The sequence below is a fragment of the Microbacterium zouquanmingi genome (genome assembly GCF_052266695.1).
Taxonomy (GTDB): domain Bacteria; phylum Actinomycetota; class Actinomycetes; order Actinomycetales; family Microbacteriaceae; genus Microbacterium.
This window is the reverse complement of record NZ_JBQPQZ010000003.1, coordinates 281,422-297,360: the sequence shown is the minus strand read 5'-3', so window position 1 is coordinate 297,360 and position 15,939 is coordinate 281,422. Positions and strand designations below refer to the sequence as shown.

The 15,939-nt window shown below is 66.4% G+C and carries 13 protein-coding genes; 3 read left to right on the top strand and 10 right to left on the bottom strand.

Going from position 1 to position 15,939, the window contains the following annotated elements; genetic code table 11:
- Positions 1-79: 79 nt before the first annotated feature.
- The 4 genes from ACTU6U_RS08415 to ACTU6U_RS08400 are packed head-to-tail and all read right to left on the bottom strand — an operon-like array spanning position 80 to position 3,789.
- Positions 80-1,117, bottom strand: a complete 1,038-nt coding sequence (locus tag ACTU6U_RS08415) for a DNA-methyltransferase (RefSeq protein WP_443468676.1) — start codon at positions 1,115-1,117, stop codon at positions 80-82.
- The gene (lplAB, locus tag ACTU6U_RS08410) at positions 1,096-2,145 is read right to left on the bottom strand and encodes a lipoate-protein ligase LplAB (RefSeq protein WP_443468675.1); all 1,050 of its coding nucleotides are present in this window, start codon (positions 2,143-2,145) and stop codon (positions 1,096-1,098) included. The genes ACTU6U_RS08415 and lplAB overlap by 22 nt, the downstream gene beginning before the upstream one ends.
- Before the next feature lie 24 nt (positions 2,146-2,169).
- Positions 2,170-3,024: an alpha/beta fold hydrolase gene (locus ACTU6U_RS08405; protein ID WP_443468674.1), complete on the bottom strand. Its 855-nt coding sequence runs from the start codon at positions 3,022-3,024 to the stop codon at positions 2,170-2,172.
- A gap of 9 nt (positions 3,025-3,033) precedes the next feature.
- A complete protein-coding gene (locus tag ACTU6U_RS08400; RefSeq protein WP_443468673.1) occupies positions 3,034-3,789 on the bottom strand; it encodes a copper homeostasis protein CutC in 756 nt (251 codons plus the stop codon).
- 54 nt (positions 3,790-3,843) lie between these two features.
- Here ACTU6U_RS08400 and ACTU6U_RS08395 point away from each other — a divergent pair, with 54 nt between their 5' ends.
- Positions 3,844-4,281: a MarR family winged helix-turn-helix transcriptional regulator gene (locus ACTU6U_RS08395; RefSeq protein WP_443468672.1), complete on the top strand. Its 438-nt coding sequence runs from the start codon at positions 3,844-3,846 to the stop codon at positions 4,279-4,281.
- Between the two features lie 5 nt (positions 4,282-4,286).
- Positions 4,287-5,612 carry an MFS transporter gene (locus ACTU6U_RS08390; RefSeq protein WP_443468859.1) on the top strand — a complete coding sequence of 442 codons (1,326 nt, stop codon included), beginning with the start codon at positions 4,287-4,289 and terminating at the stop codon, positions 5,610-5,612.
- Between the two features lie 139 nt (positions 5,613-5,751).
- Here the strand turns inward: ACTU6U_RS08390 and rocD are convergent, their stop codons facing one another.
- The 6 genes from rocD to ACTU6U_RS08360 form a co-directional block, all read right to left on the bottom strand.
- The gene (gene rocD / locus ACTU6U_RS08385) at positions 5,752-6,945 is read right to left on the bottom strand and encodes an ornithine--oxo-acid transaminase (protein WP_443468671.1); all 1,194 of its coding nucleotides are present in this window, start codon (positions 6,943-6,945) and stop codon (positions 5,752-5,754) included.
- A complete protein-coding gene (ddaH, locus tag ACTU6U_RS08380) occupies positions 6,942-7,820 on the bottom strand; it encodes a dimethylargininase (RefSeq protein ID WP_443468670.1) in 879 nt (292 codons plus the stop codon). The genes rocD and ddaH overlap by 4 nt, the downstream gene beginning before the upstream one ends.
- A gap of 166 nt (positions 7,821-7,986) precedes the next feature.
- On the bottom strand, positions 7,987-9,735 hold the full coding sequence (locus tag ACTU6U_RS08375) for an alkaline phosphatase family protein (RefSeq protein WP_443468669.1): 1,749 nt from the start codon (positions 9,733-9,735) through the stop codon (positions 7,987-7,989).
- A gap of 55 nt (positions 9,736-9,790) precedes the next feature.
- Positions 9,791-13,444 carry a proline dehydrogenase family protein gene (locus tag ACTU6U_RS08370; protein WP_443468668.1) on the bottom strand — a complete coding sequence of 1,218 codons (3,654 nt, stop codon included), beginning with the start codon at positions 13,442-13,444 and terminating at the stop codon, positions 9,791-9,793.
- 58 nt (positions 13,445-13,502) lie between these two features.
- Positions 13,503-14,630 carry a DUF4190 domain-containing protein gene (locus tag ACTU6U_RS08365; RefSeq protein WP_443468667.1) on the bottom strand — a complete coding sequence of 376 codons (1,128 nt, stop codon included), beginning with the start codon at positions 14,628-14,630 and terminating at the stop codon, positions 13,503-13,505.
- Between the two features lie 94 nt (positions 14,631-14,724).
- Positions 14,725-15,285 (bottom strand): acyl-CoA thioesterase, encoded by a 561-nt coding sequence (locus tag ACTU6U_RS08360; protein ID WP_443468666.1) that lies wholly within the window; start codon positions 15,283-15,285, stop codon positions 14,725-14,727.
- A gap of 130 nt (positions 15,286-15,415) precedes the next feature.
- Between ACTU6U_RS08360 and ACTU6U_RS08355 the strand changes: the two genes are divergently transcribed.
- Positions 15,416-15,925 carry a GNAT family N-acetyltransferase gene (locus tag ACTU6U_RS08355; RefSeq protein ID WP_443468665.1) on the top strand — a complete coding sequence of 170 codons (510 nt, stop codon included), beginning with the start codon at positions 15,416-15,418 and terminating at the stop codon, positions 15,923-15,925.
- Positions 15,926-15,939: the final 14 nt, after the last annotated feature.

Genomic DNA, 15,939 nt, shown 5'->3' with positions numbered 1-15,939 from the left:
CGATCGCGTCGTAGGATGCCGTGATCGCACCGGTCGCCGGATCGATCACGTGCAGCTTGCCGTCAGAACGGCCGCGCGATCAGAGAGTCGTAACCTCAGCGTGCGGCATCCGCTTGCGCATGACCCGCACGGCCTCTGAGCTCTCGTCGACGAGGACGGCGTCGCGGCCGAGCGCCGATGCCACCGCCCCTGTCGTTCCCGAACCCGCGAAAAGATCAAGAACCCGGTCGCCCGGGCGGCTGGAGGCCTGCACGATCCGCCGAAGAATGCCCTCGGGCTTCTGCGTCGGGTAGCCGGTCTTCTCCCGCCCGGTCGTCGGCACGATCGTGTGCCACCAGACATCGGTGGGGAGCTTGCCGCGCGCCGCCTTCGCGGCCGTGACGAGGCCGGGCGCCATGTACGGCTCACGGTCGATATCGTCGGCATTGAACACGTGACCGCCAGGGGTCTTCACGTAGACCAGGATCGTGTCGTGCTTGGTCGGCCAGCGCCTGCGCGACTTCGCGCCGTAGTCGTAGGCCCAGATCAGCTCGTTGAGGAAGCAGTCGCGGCCGAACACGGCATCGAGCATCACCTTGGCATAGTGCGCCTCGCGGTAGTCCAGGTGCAGGTACAGGGTGCCGTCGGCGGCGAGCAGGCGCCAGGCCTCCTCGAGCCGCGGCATGAGGAAGGCGCCATAGTCGTCGAAGCGGTCGTCGTAGGTTCGCAGCATCCCCCGGACACGCTCGTATTCGTGTCCGTGGAACCCGTGCCGGATCTCGCGGATAGGCCGATCCGCGGGCTTCGCGGCGGCCTCGCCCTCGCCACTCGTTGCATAACTCCTGAGCTTTTCTCCAGTTCCGCTTGCTTCCGGCCCCGAATCAGCCGAATCGGCCGATTCTTCAGGAGTTGTGTGCGCGGAAGCAGGCTGATCCGCGTCGGGCTGCGTACGCCGGGCGGTGACGATCTGCCGCTCCTGTGCCCTGCCGGTGTTGAACGGCGGGTCCAGATACACGAGCGTGAACGAGGCCGATGGCAGCGTTCGCGCGACGTCGAGATTGTCGCCCTGGATGATCGATACCGCCCCGATCTGGGGCGACTCTGGTGAAACCTCGCTCACGGCACGCGATGCAGCCACGCATCGGTGGCGAACTTCGACTCCACGAGGGCTTCAGCGTCAGCGTATTCGTCAGAGGTGACCGCGCCATCCTCGGCATCCGTCAGCGAACGGAACGTCGCCTTGAAGCTCTCGATGATCTCGGCGCGGCTGAGGCCGGTCTGCGTGCGCAGCGGGTCGACGCGCTTGGCGGCCGACGCCGTGCCCTTGTCGCTGAGCTTCTCCTTGCCGATGCGCAGCACCTCGGTCATGACCTGACCGTCGATGTCGTACGAGATGGTCGCGTGGTGCAGCACTCCGCCGTTGGCGAGACGCTTCTGCGCTGCCCCGCCGATCTTGCCGGTCGGACTCGCGATGTCATTGAGCGGCTGATAGGTCGCATCGATTCCGACCGAGCGCAGCGCCTGCAGCACCCAATCGTCGAGGAACGCGTAAGAGTCGGCGAAGGTGAGACCCTGCACGAGGGATGCCGGCACGTACAGCGAATATGTGATGATCTGCCCGGCGGCCATGAGCATCGCACCGCCGCCGGAGATCCGCCGGACGACATCGAAGCCGTGCTTGGCTGCCCCCTCGGGGTCGACCTCGTTGCGATACGACTGGAAGGAGCCGATGACGACAGCGGATTCCTCCCACTCCCAGATGCGCAGCGTCGGCCGGCGACGCCCCTCACCGACGCGCGAGGTCAGCACCTCGTCGAGCGCGAGGTTCATGCGCGGAGATACGGCCTTCTCGTGCACGATCTCCCAGTCGAAGTCACGCCATCCCGGCGCGGTCACGAGAGCGCGGCGCACCGCGGTGCCGACGGATTCCGGGTTGAACCCGAGCAGTTGTGCGCCAGCAGGAAGAGCCGCGCGCACGGCATCGGCGATCACCGTGGCATCCGATTCAGCCGGCAGCCCGTTCACCGCCGCATTGATGTCCTCGAGAGCCGAGTCTGGCTCGAGGAAGAAGTCGCCAGCGAGACGGAAGTCGGTCAGCCGACCGTCAGCGACCTCGACATCGACGACGACGAGCTTTCCACCGGGAACCTTATACTCACCATGCACCCCTCCAGCCTACGGCCCGCACGGTCAGCTGGCGGGGATGTGCTTGTCGAGCCAGGTGAGCACATCGGCGCGCACCTCACGCTGCTGCAGCTCGTTGAACACCTCATGGCGGGCGTCGGGGTACACCAGGGTCGTGACGTCGGTGAGACCGGAACGGCTGCGGTAGTCATCGGCGAGCTTGTGCACGCTGATGGCCCCGCCGACCGGATCGTCGCGTCCGACGATGAGCAGCAGCGGGATGTCTCTGCCGAGGTTCTTCGCCGGCCGCCCGTAGAGCTTGAGCGCTTCGATCGGTCCGAACAGCTTGAGCAGGGGGACGTTCGTGGTGAGCGGATCTTCGTCGAATGCCTTCCACACCGCGGGATCACGGCTGAGCCACTCGTAACCGGTCGCGTCCTTGCTCTCCCAGCGCGCGTTGAGCGGCGCGGCGTTCAGCCCGCGCGGCGTCAGATGCGCAGAGCCGGAGAGAATCACGGCATCCCACGCCTCCGGATGCGCGTTCACCAGCTTCTGCGCGAGGAAAGACCCCCACGAGTGTCCGAGCAGCACCAGCGGAAGCTCCGGGTGCTCCTCGCGGATGATGCCGGTCAGCTGCCAGACGGCGTCGACCGCTGCACGCAGACCGCCCTTACCGAGCCTGCCCAGCTTCGCGGGCCCGCCGTGCTGACGAAGGCCTGTGCGCCCGTGACCGCGGTGGTCGTCCGCGTACACGATGTACCCCGCTCTGGTGAGAGCGGCGATCAGCTTGCCATAGCGGCCGGCGTGCTCACCGACGCCGTGGAGCAGCTGCACGACCGCCCGCGGAGTTCCCTCTGCCGCATGGACGTCATAGACGATCGTGACGCCGTATGCGTCAGTGAACTCAGAAGTCTGGGGCATGGGATGAGTCTACGGTCGTACTGGTCGCAGCCCCAGCGCTTCCCGAACTGCGTGCGCAGCATCCCGATCAGTGACCTCATACCCCCCGACGCCGTCGTCCGCAGATCCCATCCGCACACCGCTGTCGGCTGTCATCATTCGCTTCGCCGAGAAGTGCACGGCGTCGACACCGGTGGCGGCGAGAGCCGGGGCGGATGCCGCATTCACGCCGCTGCCCGCCATGACCTCGATTCGGCCTGCGGCCGCGGAGACCATCGCACGAAGAGTGTCGATTCCGTCGATCGCGGCGGATGCTCCGCCCGAAGTCAGCACGCGACGAAGGCCGAGCTCGATCGCCATCTCCAGAGTTGCGACGGGATCGGCAGTGACGTCGATCGCGCGGTGCAGCGTGACGCATGCTCCGCCGGCCGCATCCCGAAGGCGCGCCACGTCGTCGAGGTCCAGAGCGCCGGAGGCATCCAGTGCCCCCACGACGACGCCGGCGGCACCCGCACGCGCCGCGAGTTCGACGTCGCGCACAGCGATGGCGATCTCGTCGCTGTCGTAGTGGAAGCCACCCGCGCGCGGCCGGATCAGTACGTGGATCTCCGGACCGCCATCCCCTGCGGCATCCAGCGCCAGCTCGAGGGTTGCGGGAGACGGCGTGAGTCCGCCGAGCGCGAGCGCCTGGGTCAGCTCGACGCGTGCGGCACCGACTTCCCGTGCGATGCGCACTCCGGCGGAATCCTGAACGGCGAGTTCGAGCGCGATAGTCACAGGATCCATTCTGCTCCTCGTTCTGAGCCGCTCTTCAGCAAACTTAGTTAGACTACCTAAGTAATGACTGAACCTGATCTTCTGCACACCACCGCCACCGATCTGCGCCTGGCGACCTTCCGACTCGCACGCAGACTCCGTCGCGAACGCGCAAGCGACAACATCAGCGATGCGCAGTTCGCTGTCCTCGCCTCCCTGCGCGCGCATGGACGCCTCGCGATCGGCGAACTCGCACAGCGCGAACGAGTGAGCGCACCCACGATGTCGAGCTCGGTGGATGCCCTCGCCCAAGCCGGCCTCGTGCTGCGCGTGCCCGCTGAAGACGACCGACGACGCGTGTACATCGAGATCACGGCTGCCGGGACCGCCATCGTCAGCGCCACCGTGCAGAAGCACGATGCCGCCCTCGCCGCCGCTCTTGCCGAGTTCGACTTCAGCGAGAAGGAACTGCGCACACTCCAGGAAGCGGCGGCTCTGATGCGGAAGGTGGCCGAGCGATGACAGCAATGTTCCGCTCCTTTGCGACGTTCAACTACCGCACCTGGTTCATCGGCGCAGTCGTCTCAAACGTCGGCACGTGGATGCAGGCCACCGCCCAGGACTGGGTCGTTCTCACCGAGCTCACCGATAACGACGCCACCGCGATGGGTGTCACGATGGCGCTTCAGTTCGGGCCGCCGCTGGCGTTGGTGAGCGTGACCGGATGGGTCGCTGACCGGTTCGATCGGCGTAAGATCCTGCTGGTCACGCAGATCACGCTCATGATGCTCGCACTCGCCGTCGCAGCTCTCCTGCTGACCGGTGTGATGACGCTGCCGCTGATGTTCTGCTTCGCTCTCGCTTTCGGTGTGACCAACGCCTTCGACGCTCCCGCCCGACAGGCGTTCGTCTCCGACATGGTGGCGGTGGAAGACGCCTCGAACGCCGTCGCGCTCAACTCGGCATCGTTCAACATGGCGCGCCTGATCGGGCCCGCCGTGGCAGGACTGCTCATCGTCGCGGTCGGCACCGGCTGGGTGTTCGTGATCAATGCGGTCACGTTCCTGGCGATGCTCATCGCTCTGGCCGTCATGCGCACGGGCGAGCTGCTCCCGCGCGTCTCGAGCAAGGGACGCAACGGCCTTGCCGAGGGCTTCCGCTACGTGTGGGCTCGCAGCGATCTCAAGGTCGTCTTCGTCATGGTGTTCCTGCTCGGGGCGTTCGGGATGAACTTCCCGATCTTCGCCTCCACGATGGCTCTGGAATTCGGCCGGGGCGCCGACGGCTACGGGGTGCTGAGCTCGGTGCTCGCGATCGGCTCACTCGCCGGCGCACTGCTGGCCGCCCGGCGCGACCGCGCCAGAGTGCGCGTGCTCATCGTTGCCGCAGGGGTGTTCGGCGTCGCATCCGTCGTGTCTGCGGGGATGCCGAGCTACTGGTCGTATGCGGTCGTGCTCATCTTCGTCGGGTTCTCGACGGTGACCATGCTCACCACGGCCAACGGCTACGTGCAGACCACCACCGACCCCGCTCTGCGCGGTCGGGTGCTGGCTCTCTACATGGCCGTCGTGATGGGCTCGACGCCGATCGGTGCGCCGATCGCTGGATGGATCACCGATATCGCGGGCCCACGCACCGCGATCATGGTCGGCGGCATCGCCGGCCTGCTCGCAATGGCGGTCGGACTCACCTGGATCATCGCATCCGGTCGACTGCGTCGCCACGAGAGCAGCAAGTTCCGTCTCACGCTCGACGAGACCCTGCCGATCTCGGTCGTGCGTCCTGACCCTGTGGAGTTCAGCGACGAAGTCGCCGCTGCAACGACACCGATCCGCCTGCCGAAGCGGCGGTGACCGCGCGCGGCCACCCGCCTCCACCCCGCCGCGACCGCAGGGCCGACACAACGGGGGCCGACACGCCACTTGTCGGACTCTTCTGTCGAATAAGTCCTACATCTGACGTGTCGACCCCCGGAATGACACGAGCGCGAGGCTAGCCCTCCAGGACGAGCCGGAGCTGCTCGAGCGCCCAGTCGATCTCGGTCGCGCGGATCACCAGCGGCGGTGCGATGCGGATCGTCTGACCGTGCGTGTCCTTCACGAGCACTCCGCGGTCCATGAGCTTTTCGCTGATCTCGCGGCCGGTGCCGCGGGCCGGGTCGATATCGACGCCGGCCCAGAGCCCGGCAACCCGGATGCCGGTGACGCCGTGACCGACGAGCTTCTCGAGCCCTTCGGCGAGGTGCGCGCCGAGCAGACGCGCGCGCTCCTGGAACGCGCCGGTCTCGAGCATCTCGACCACGCGCAGCCCGACGGCCGCAGCGAGCGGATTGCCGCCGAAGGTCGAACCGTGCTCGCCGGGACGGATGACCCCGAGAACGTCGCGGTCTCCGACCGCTGCGGAGACAGGCAGGATGCCGCCGCCGAGAGCCTTTCCGAGCAGGTAGAGGTCAGGAACGACACCCTCACGGTCGCACGCAAAGGTCTCACCGACCCGGCCGAGACCCGCTTGGATCTCATCGGCGATGAACAGCACGTTCTTCTCATCGCAGATCTCGCGAATCCGCTTCAGGTAGCCGTCCGGCGGGATGATGACCCCGGCCTCGCCCTGGATCGGCTCCACCAGGACGGCTACGGTCTCTTCCTTGATGGCCGCGGCGATCGCATCTGCATCGCCGTAGGGCACGACATCGAAACCGGGTGCGAACGGGCCGAAACCGTCGCGCGCCGTGTCGTCATCACTGAAGCTGACGATCGTCGTGGTGCGGCCGTGGAAGTTCCCGGCCGCAACGACGATCCGCGCCTTGCCCTCGGCAACGCCCTTGACCCGGTATCCCCAGGCGCGGGCGACCTTGATGCCGGTCTCGACGGCCTCGGCTCCGGTGTTCATCGGCAGCACGAGTTCCTTGCCGCACAGGCGCGCGAGCGCCTCGGCGAACGGTTCGAGCTGATCGTTGATGAACGCGCGGCTCGTGAGCGTCACGCGCCCCAGCTGGCGCGTCGCCGCGCCCACGAGGTCCGGATGCCGGTGTCCGAAGTTCACGGCCGAATAGGCCGCGAGCAGATCGAGATAGCGCTTGCCCTCGACGTCAGTGACCCACACCCCCTCACCGGTGGCGATCGTCACCGGGAGCGGGCGGTAGTTCTCTGCGACGTGCGCCTGCGCACGGTCGGGAGCTGCTGTCATTTCGCGCCGCGCAGCTCGAGGGTGCAGCACTTGATGCCGCCACCGCCGAGCAGCAGCTCGGAGAGGTCGACCATGATCGGGTTGTACCCGCGCTCGCGCAGCTGCGCTTCGAAGCCCTTGGCGCGCGGCGAGATGATGACGTTGTACCCGTCACTGGCGGAGTTCAGCCCGAACACCGAGCCGTCCTCGTCCGAGACGAGGATCGCGTCAGGGTAGCGCTCTTCGAGAATGGCGCGGCTGGCCTCATCGAAAGCACCGGGGAGGTAGGCGATGTTCGCACGCTCGGGTCCGCCATCAGCCACACCCTCGACTGGATCAAGCACTGCGATCGCGGTGTCGAGGTGGTAGAAGCGGGGGTCGATGAGGTTGAGAGAGACGACCTCACGGCCGAAGACCTCACCGACCTCGCGGTGGCTGTCGCCTGTGGAGCGGAAGCCGGTTCCGGCGAGGATCGTGTCTCCGACGAGCAGGAAGTCGCCCTCGCCCTCGTTGACCTCTTCGGGCATGACGGTGTCGAAGCCGTTCGCGCGGAACCACTCGGCGAAGGCCGGTGATTCTCCCTGTCGCTCGACGAAGCGGAACTCCGGAACGTACGCGCGGCCGTCGATGACGAAACCGCCGTTGGCGGTGTAGACCATGTCGGGATAGCCGGCGAGCGGTTCGATCAGCTCGACCTCGTGGCCGAGTTCGAGATACAGGTCGTAGAGCTTCTGCCACTGAGCGACCGCATTGGCGGTGTCGGTGGGCCGTGCCGGCTCCATCCACGGATTGATTTTGTAGCTGACGGTGAAGTGCTCTGGACGGCACATCAGGTAGCGCCGGTGGTGCGCGGTGCGGGTGTTCGAGGGGGCGGTGATGGTTTCAGGCGTCGACATCATTCTCCTTGAGAGGGTCGGGCGGACGCTGTCCAGAGGCCCGGCGGAAGTTCGACCCACCGTGCCCGAGGCTCAGGGGCTACGGCGAAGAAGATGCGACACAGGCACGCCAGCTCTTATTCTCGCATCCGTTCCTGGATCTTCGCCAGCGCTCCGCCCGGAACCATCAGCCTTCGTCGGGCGAGCCGAACAACCCCTGCCCCTGCGAGTGCAGCAGGTTGTATGCGTCAAGGAATGTCTGCGGCAACTCCGACTCGGGCATGCCGGCGCGCGCGAGCAGCAACCCCAACAGGCCCTGCGCAGGCGGCGTCAGCGGCTTGTCTTTGTGCGCGTGAGCGGGGTGCGCGTCGGTCTTCTCGGGATTGAGCGGAGTGAACGTCGGGAATGTCTTCGGCCAGTCCGACGGATGCCGCGGCTTGTCGAGGTTGATGATGCTGAACAGGTCATTCGCCGTCGCGTCCCGTTGCGTGAGCGGCTTCAACCCGTGCAGACGATTCAGCGTCGAGATGACAGCACCGTGATGCATCTCGTCATTGATGACGGTTCCGGACCGCGTGTAGGCCGATACTGCGATCGCGGGCACTCGGCATCCGAGCCGATCGAATTCGAACCCCATCTCGCCTGCCCCGGTCCTGTCCGGCGGCGTGGCGGCCGGGGGCGCGACGTGGTCGTAGCATCCGCCGTGCTCATCGAAAGTGATCAGCAGAAGCGTGTTGACGGCGTTCGATCCCTTGGTGCTCTTACTCGTGCGGACCGCGGAGTAGATGTCGTGGACGAGCTCGTCACCGGCACGCACGTCGGAATACGCACTGTCGAACACCTCCGAGCCCTCGACGTCGCTGACGCGCCGTTGCCCGAACGGCGGGTGGAAGTCGTTGTGGTTGTAAATCATGCGCGGCTCGATGAACGCATAGGCGGGAAGCTCGCCGTGCTCCACGTCCGCATAGAAGTCGTCCATAGTGCCGAAGTGCTCGGTGCGCCAGAACTTCTCGAGAACCGGTGCGTGCAGAACGCCGGTGAACGAGACCATCTGCAGCTCGTCGAAGTAGACCTTCCAGCTGAGCCCGGCGTCTTCGAGCCGGTTGAAGATCGTCGGTGACTCCGGTGCATCCAGCCACTTGTCGTAACCGCCGCCGTGCTTGTTGGTGACGAACCCGTGCGAGGTGGATGCGTGGAAGAACGACCGGTTGCAGAAAGTCTGCGAGGGAACTGCCGCGAACCAGTTGTCGAATACCGCGAACTCTCGCGCGAGCATCGACAGCGTCGGCAGCATCTCGGGCGAGAACGAGCCCATGATGTGCTTCGCCTGGTCGGCCGTTGGCCGCTCGCCCTTCTTCAGCTCGCTGTAGTTGCTGATGTAGTCCTCGAGGAACCCGCCCATCGTGGGCTGCTCACCATGCTGAGGCATGTTGTACGGATGCTGCATCGCCCCCGTCGGGATGCCGAAGTTGCTGGCCGGCTCGATGGTTCCGAAGATCTGCGTGTTGACGTGCGGGTACTCTTCACCGGGATCCGGGTCGGGATAGGTCATGATGCGGTCGGTCGGGCCGTCATACACGTGCGCGGCGACGGTCGTGCCGTCGGATGCGGTGTTCTCGTAGTCGCCGAAATCGAGACCGTCGAAATCCTGCCCCTCGGGCAGATTCTCTTTCGTGTACAGGTAGCCGAGCAGATTGTCGAAGGAGCGGTTCTCGCCCATCACCACGACGATGTGATCGAAGCCGGGTGCGTGGCGCGGCGAGAGTGCGCCGTAGTCGTCAGCGGCTTCGGCGAAGCCCTCCTGCTTTCCGAGGGCGAAGCCTGCGGCAACGCCCGCTCCGCCGCCGATCAGCGCGCCAGCGGCTGCTACTCCACCCAGGCGGAAGAAGTCTCGCCGCGAGCTTTTGGAATCTGCCTGTTCTGCACCGTCTGCCACACTCAAATACTACTGGCGCGCCCAGCGGGCGCTCCTTCCGCGCATGAGCGCCGGGTCAGATGACTTCGGCGCTCCAGTCATCGCGATTGCCGAAGCGGTGCGCGGTGATCGCGATCGCCTGCTCATGCACGAACGGCAGCAGCTCGATACGGCCTGCTGAGGTCACTTCGCCGTCGTAGACCGACAGATCGGGGTCTCCGCCGGTGGCTTCGGCGAGCGCACGGTGCGCAGCCGCCACGGCATCCCGAGGCCCCACCAGCCTCACTCGCGAGGCGCGAGGGGCAGCTCCGGCCAGGACCGCGTCGGCGTCGTCGACGCGCGCCATCCGCGCGTTCCACTCGTCATCACTCTCCACTGCGACACCCACTCGCAGCTCCGACAACGCCCGGCGCACCTCGGCAGGCAGCCCCGTCGGCGTCGACAGGAAGAACTTCGATCCGGTGCGGATGCCGGCGATCACCACGCGGAGCAGCTCGTGCCATCCGGCGTCCCGCACCGCGCGGATCATCACAGGCACCGGTCGGTACCGGAAGAGGTTCCGCTCGATGCCCAACTGCGAGACGTCGCGCACCTGGCCGAACTCGCGGTCCCATGCGATGGCATCCGAGAGCGCGGAACGGCGCAGCCATTCGAAGCTCTCGAAGTCGAGAGAGGGCTGGGCCGATTCGATGAGGTCGGTGATGCGCGAGTCGAGCCCGCGCAGGTGCAGTGTGCTGGAAGCAGGGCTGCCCGCGCGGGCACGCCAGCTGCCGAGGCCGATGAGGTAGTTCGGGCCGCCGGCCTTCGTGCCGGGTCCGACCGAGGAGCGCTTCCAGCCGCCGAACGGCTGGCGCTGCACGATGGCGCCGGTGATGCCGCGGTTCACATAGAGGTTTCCGGCCTGGACCCGGTCGATCCAGGCGCCAAGCTCGTCGGGGTCCTGCGTGTGCAGGCCCGCCGTCAGCCCATAGGGCACCGCATTCTGCATCTCGATCGCACGCTCGAGCGTCGGCGCGTACATGATGCCGAGCACCGGACCGAAGAATTCCTCCAGGTGGAAGCGCGAACCAGACTGCACACCGACGCGGATGCCGGGGTGCCAGAGGCGCCCCGTCTCATCGCCCGCCACGGGTGAAGGCGCGATCAGCCACCGCTCATCGCCTTCCAGATCGTTCAGCGCCCAGGCGAGCTTGCCCTGCGGCTTCTCGATCACCGGACCGAGGTCGGCAAGCGCATCGGTCGGCCAGTCCACGTGCAGCGAGCGCGTGGCGTCGACGAGCTGCCGGGCGAAGCGCTTGGATCGCGCGATCGGACCGACGAGGATCGCCAGCGACGCCGCAGAGCACTTCTGCCCTGCGTGCCCGAATGCGCTCTTGACGAGATCGGCGACAGCGAGGTCGAGGTCGGCCGAGGGCGTGATGACTATCGCGTTCTTGCCGCTGGTTTCGGCCAGGAGCGGCAGGTCGGGGCGCCACGATCGGAAGAGCGCCGCCGTGTCCCACGAACCGGTGAGGATGACGCGGTCAACCGCCTCGTGCGAGATGAGCTGCTGACCGAGTTCACCCTCTTCGAGGTCGACGAGCGCCAGGACATCGCGCGGGATGCCGGCCTCCCACAGCGCCTCGGCGATCACGGCTGCGCAGCGGCGTGCCTGCGGCGCGGGTTTGAAGATGACGCCCGACCCTGCAGCGAGCGCGGCGAGTACTCCCCCGGCGGGGATCGCCAGCGGGAAGTTCCACGGGGGCGTGACCACCGTGAGGACTGCGGGTTCGAAAGCGGCACCGGTCACGGCATCCAGCTCGCGTGCCTTCGCACCGTAGTAGCGCGCGAAGTCGACCGCCTCGCTGACCTCGATGTCTGCTTCGGCGAGCACCTTGCCGGTTTCGGATGCAGCCGCCTCGATCAGCTCAGCGCGCCTCGACTCGAGGGCGGCGGCGGCACGCAGCAGCACCTCGGCGCGTTCTGCTGCCGGGCGAGCTCCCCAACCGGGGGCGGCAGCAACGACGCGGTCGATGGCCTCATCCAGCAGCGCCGCATCATCGATGAGCGCAGCGCGCAGTGTCTCGTCGCCCGCTGTCGAGGTCGCGATGCGGGAGCGGATCTCGCGCGCCCATTCCCGGTTCGCCGGCAGAGCGGGGTCGCTGTCTGCGGTGTTGCGGAAGCCGGGAGCGCCAGCGGAATCGACATCGAGCTCACGTCGCGAGTACACGGCGGTCTCGACGAACGCGTCGGTGCGGCTCTCGGCGCTCGAGCCTCGAGCGATGCCGAGCACCATCTGGGTGAGGTCGCCGTCGTCCGCCTCGGCGTGCTGTGCAGGGCGCAGCGATTCGTGCACCGGCTGCTGCCTATCCTGCATGCGGAACGACACCGAGCGGAGCGTCGGATCATCTGCACGCTCGAGGGCACGCAGGAACCGGTCGCGCTCGCGGATGAACAGGGATTCATCGTCGTGCAGATGGAACGCCGCAGAGAGGAAGTTGTCGTGCTCCGCATTCTCTTCGAGACGGCGCACGAGGTAGCTGATGGCAACGTCGAACTCGGCGGGTTTCACGACCGGAACGTACAGCAGCACCGGACCGACCTCCCGAGAGACGGCCTGCACCTGCCCCTGAGCCATCCCGAGCAGCATCTCGAACTCGATGTCGTCGCGCACCCCGCGCTCGCCCGCCAGCAGCCAGGCGTAGGCGATGCCGAACAGGTTGTGCCCGGCGATGCCGATTCGGACGGCGGCCGCGTTCTCAGGACGCAGTGCTTCATCCAGCAGGCGAAGATAGTTCGCGTCGGTATCGAGTTTGCTGTCGTAGGTGGCCAGCGGCCACCCGTGAATCGCGGCATCCACGCGTTCCATCGGCAGGTTCGCGCCCTTGACGAGGCGGATCTTGATCGCCGCGCCGCCGTGCTCGACACGATCCTTCGCCCACGCGGTCAGTTCGCGCAGCGCGCCGAGCGCATCGGGGAGGTACGCCTGGAGGACGATGCCTGCTTCGAGCAGGGGCAGGCGGTCATCTTCGAGAATGCGGGTGAAGACCGCGATCGTCAGGTCAAGATCGCGGTACTCCTCCATATCGAGATTGATGAAGGTGCCCGTCCTCGCCGCGGTGAGGTAGAGCGGGGTGAGGCGCTCGACGACGGACTCGACGACCTCGTCGAACGCCCACATCGACAGGTGACTCATCACGGACGAGACCTTGACCGAGACGTAGTCGACATCGTCGCGTCGGATGAGTTCGTGGATGCCCTCCAGGCGCCGCTTCGCCTCGTCGTCACCGAGCACTGCCTCGCCGAGCAGATTGAGGTTCAGGCGTGCGCTTCCCGACGCGCGCAGCTTCTCGATCGCCTCGCCGAGTTTCGCAGGTCTCGCGTCGACGACGAGGTGCCCGACCATCTCGCGCAGCACGCGGCGAGCGATCGGCACAACCGGTGATGGCAGAACCTGCGCAACTCCGCCGCCGAGGCGCACAGCGCCGCGCAGATACCAGGGCAGGAAGTCCGGCACGATCGGGGCGATCCGGTGCAGTCCGGATGCCGCAGCCGACAGGCTCTCCGGACGCATCACTGAGTCGACGAATCCGAGAGTGAACGGCAACCCGTTCTTGTCCTGCAGCACGTCGGCAAGGCGGGCAGCAGCAGGATCCACTTCGATCTCGGATGCTTCGGCGACCCAGCGCCGCGCGAGCTCTACCGATTGCTCGGCGAGCGGAAGGGAACCCGAAACGGGCGACTCAGACATGCATTCAGCCTAAGAGCGCGGAGTGCTTCTCAGGCGGTGACACAGCGGAGGGAGGCGACTACTTCCACTCCCAGCTGTCGATAATCTGCTGCAGCTGGTCTTCACCGTTCGAGTACGGCGTGACGAGGCTGATCACGAACAGCTGCGCCTGGGTGCCGGCGATCGGATACGGCTCCGGTGAGAAGACCGTGAGGAAGGCCTTGGTCTTGGTGTCAGCCGCATCGCTGTCGTAGCGGATGAGACGCGCCTCGGCCCCGTCGAGGGTCACCGTCTCTTCACCGATGGCTTCGCCGCCCTGCTGGCTGAAGAACGGTCCCTGCAGCCCCTCGACAGCGGCATCGAGGTCACCCACGGGGCCGTAGGCATTGGAGGCGTCGAGGTTCAGCGGCATGACACCGATCTGGCCGGCGATCATTCCGACACCGGTGGGGTAGAAGTTGCCCTCGTCGTCGTACTCGCCCCAGAGCTCGAGATTGCCCGCACACGCGTCGGCATCGCCGGACGAGATGTTGTTCGTGAAGTACAGCGGACCGTCATAGGACCAGCATGGTGTCTCGATGAACTGTCCGGAGACAGCGGCGAATAATGCTTCGTCGAAGATGCTCTCCCCGAGATCCGACTCGTCTTCTTCCGCCCACAGCTCGGTGCTCTCGTCGTACCGCTGGACTTCGCTCTCGATCGCGGCGGGGACGACCCAGAACGTCACCAGGAGCATGATGATCCCGGTGAGAGCGGCAAGGGCAGACAGTACGATGGCCGTGATTCCGAGGCCCTTGCCGCGGGGCGCCCGCAGCGCCAAGATGCCGAGCACGAGGCCGACGATGGCCAGGATGAGTCCGACGAACGGCACCCAGCCGCTCAGGAATGCGACGATGCTGACAATCAGCGCGGCGATCGCGAGGCCGCCCACGCCCGGGTTCGGTGCCGGCGGGTAGCCTGTCGGACCGCCATAGCCGGGGTACTGCCCGGGAGCGGGCTGCCCAGGATACTGAGGTTGCCCGGGGTACTGCTGAGCCGGGTACTGGGGCTGCGCCCCATACGGAGGCTGCGCCGGGTGACCTGGGTGACCGCCGTACGGGGGTTGACCTGGGTGACCGCCATACGGAGGCTGCGCAGGCGGCTGATACGGCGGCTGCGGGGGTGCTGCCCCCTGCGTCGGATCAGAGTTCTGAGATTCGTTCGACATGTGCTCTCCTCCAGCGTTGTGACGCTGCGCCCCCCGGCGTCTATCGGTCTTCGAGCCTATCGCCCTCGGGCTCGACCCCGCGTCCTCACCGCGTTCACTTCCAGACGCTTGGCGCGTGTGCTCGCGTCGAAGGCAGCGCGGAGGCCGCGGCCCAGTCGCGCACCCATTCGTCGACTTCGGGAAGCCCGTCGGGGCGCCCGATCGCAGCGAACAGCTCCTCATGGGAGAGAGTGCCACCCGAACGCTTCAGCATGCGACTGCGGATGATGGCGCGAGCGTAGATCTCACCATCGATGACGGCGCGATGCTCGAGATAGATCGCCTTGTCGTCATGACCGATCAGGCGTGATTCGATATCGAAGCGCTGCCACAGCTCGAGGGACTTGCGGAAGGTGATGGTCTCGGCGACGACCACCCCGTACCAGCCGTGACTCTTCATGGCCCCGGCCATTCCGGTGCGGGTCAGCAGATCCCACCGTCCGAGGTCGAACAGTGACAGGTAGCGGCCGTTGTTCATGTGGCGGAGCACATCGATATCCGTCGGCAGCGTCGTCACACGGATACAGCTGAGCTCCGTCGGGGCGATGAGTCCGTCACGGCGCAGACGGCGGCGCGCACGCCACATCACGAAGAGAGTTCGCCAGATCACATTCACGAGATTCGATGGTAGCCACCGCCTTATGATCCGCGCAGTCGATTGTAGGAACCTCACATCTGTGCAGCCTGGCCATCGCCTCGGCATCGCTCGATTTCCGGTAATCGGAGTGCGCGCGTAGAGTCGCGGCATGAGCGCCGAAGCCCAGCCTGAAGTCATCGTCCGTCCGGTCCGCGATGTGGATGCGGAGGCCTTGGGTCGCGTGCACGCACAGTGCTGGCACCAGACCTATGACCACCTGATCAGCAAGGCCGCACTCGAGCGGGTCTCACCTCGTCGCATGGCAGAGCTGTGGACGAACTGGGCCGCGCAGGGTGATGATTTCAAGATGAGCGCAGCGCTCATCGACGGTGAGATCGTCGGCTTCGTCGGTTCGGGTCCTGCCCGCGACAAGGATGCTCCGGCCTTCCGCGAGCTGTACTTCATCTATCTGCTCGGCGAGTACCACTCCACTGGACTCGGCCAGAAGCTGTTCGATGCCGCTGTCGAGAAGGACGAGCCGCTGTACCTCTGGGTCGCAGAGGACAATCCTCGCGCGCACCGCTTCTACGACCGCAACGGCTTCCGCCTCGATGGCACCAGCCACACCGAGCCGTTCCTCGGCGAGACGCTCACCGAAGTACGTTTCGTGCGCCCCTGATCGAAGCGAACCCA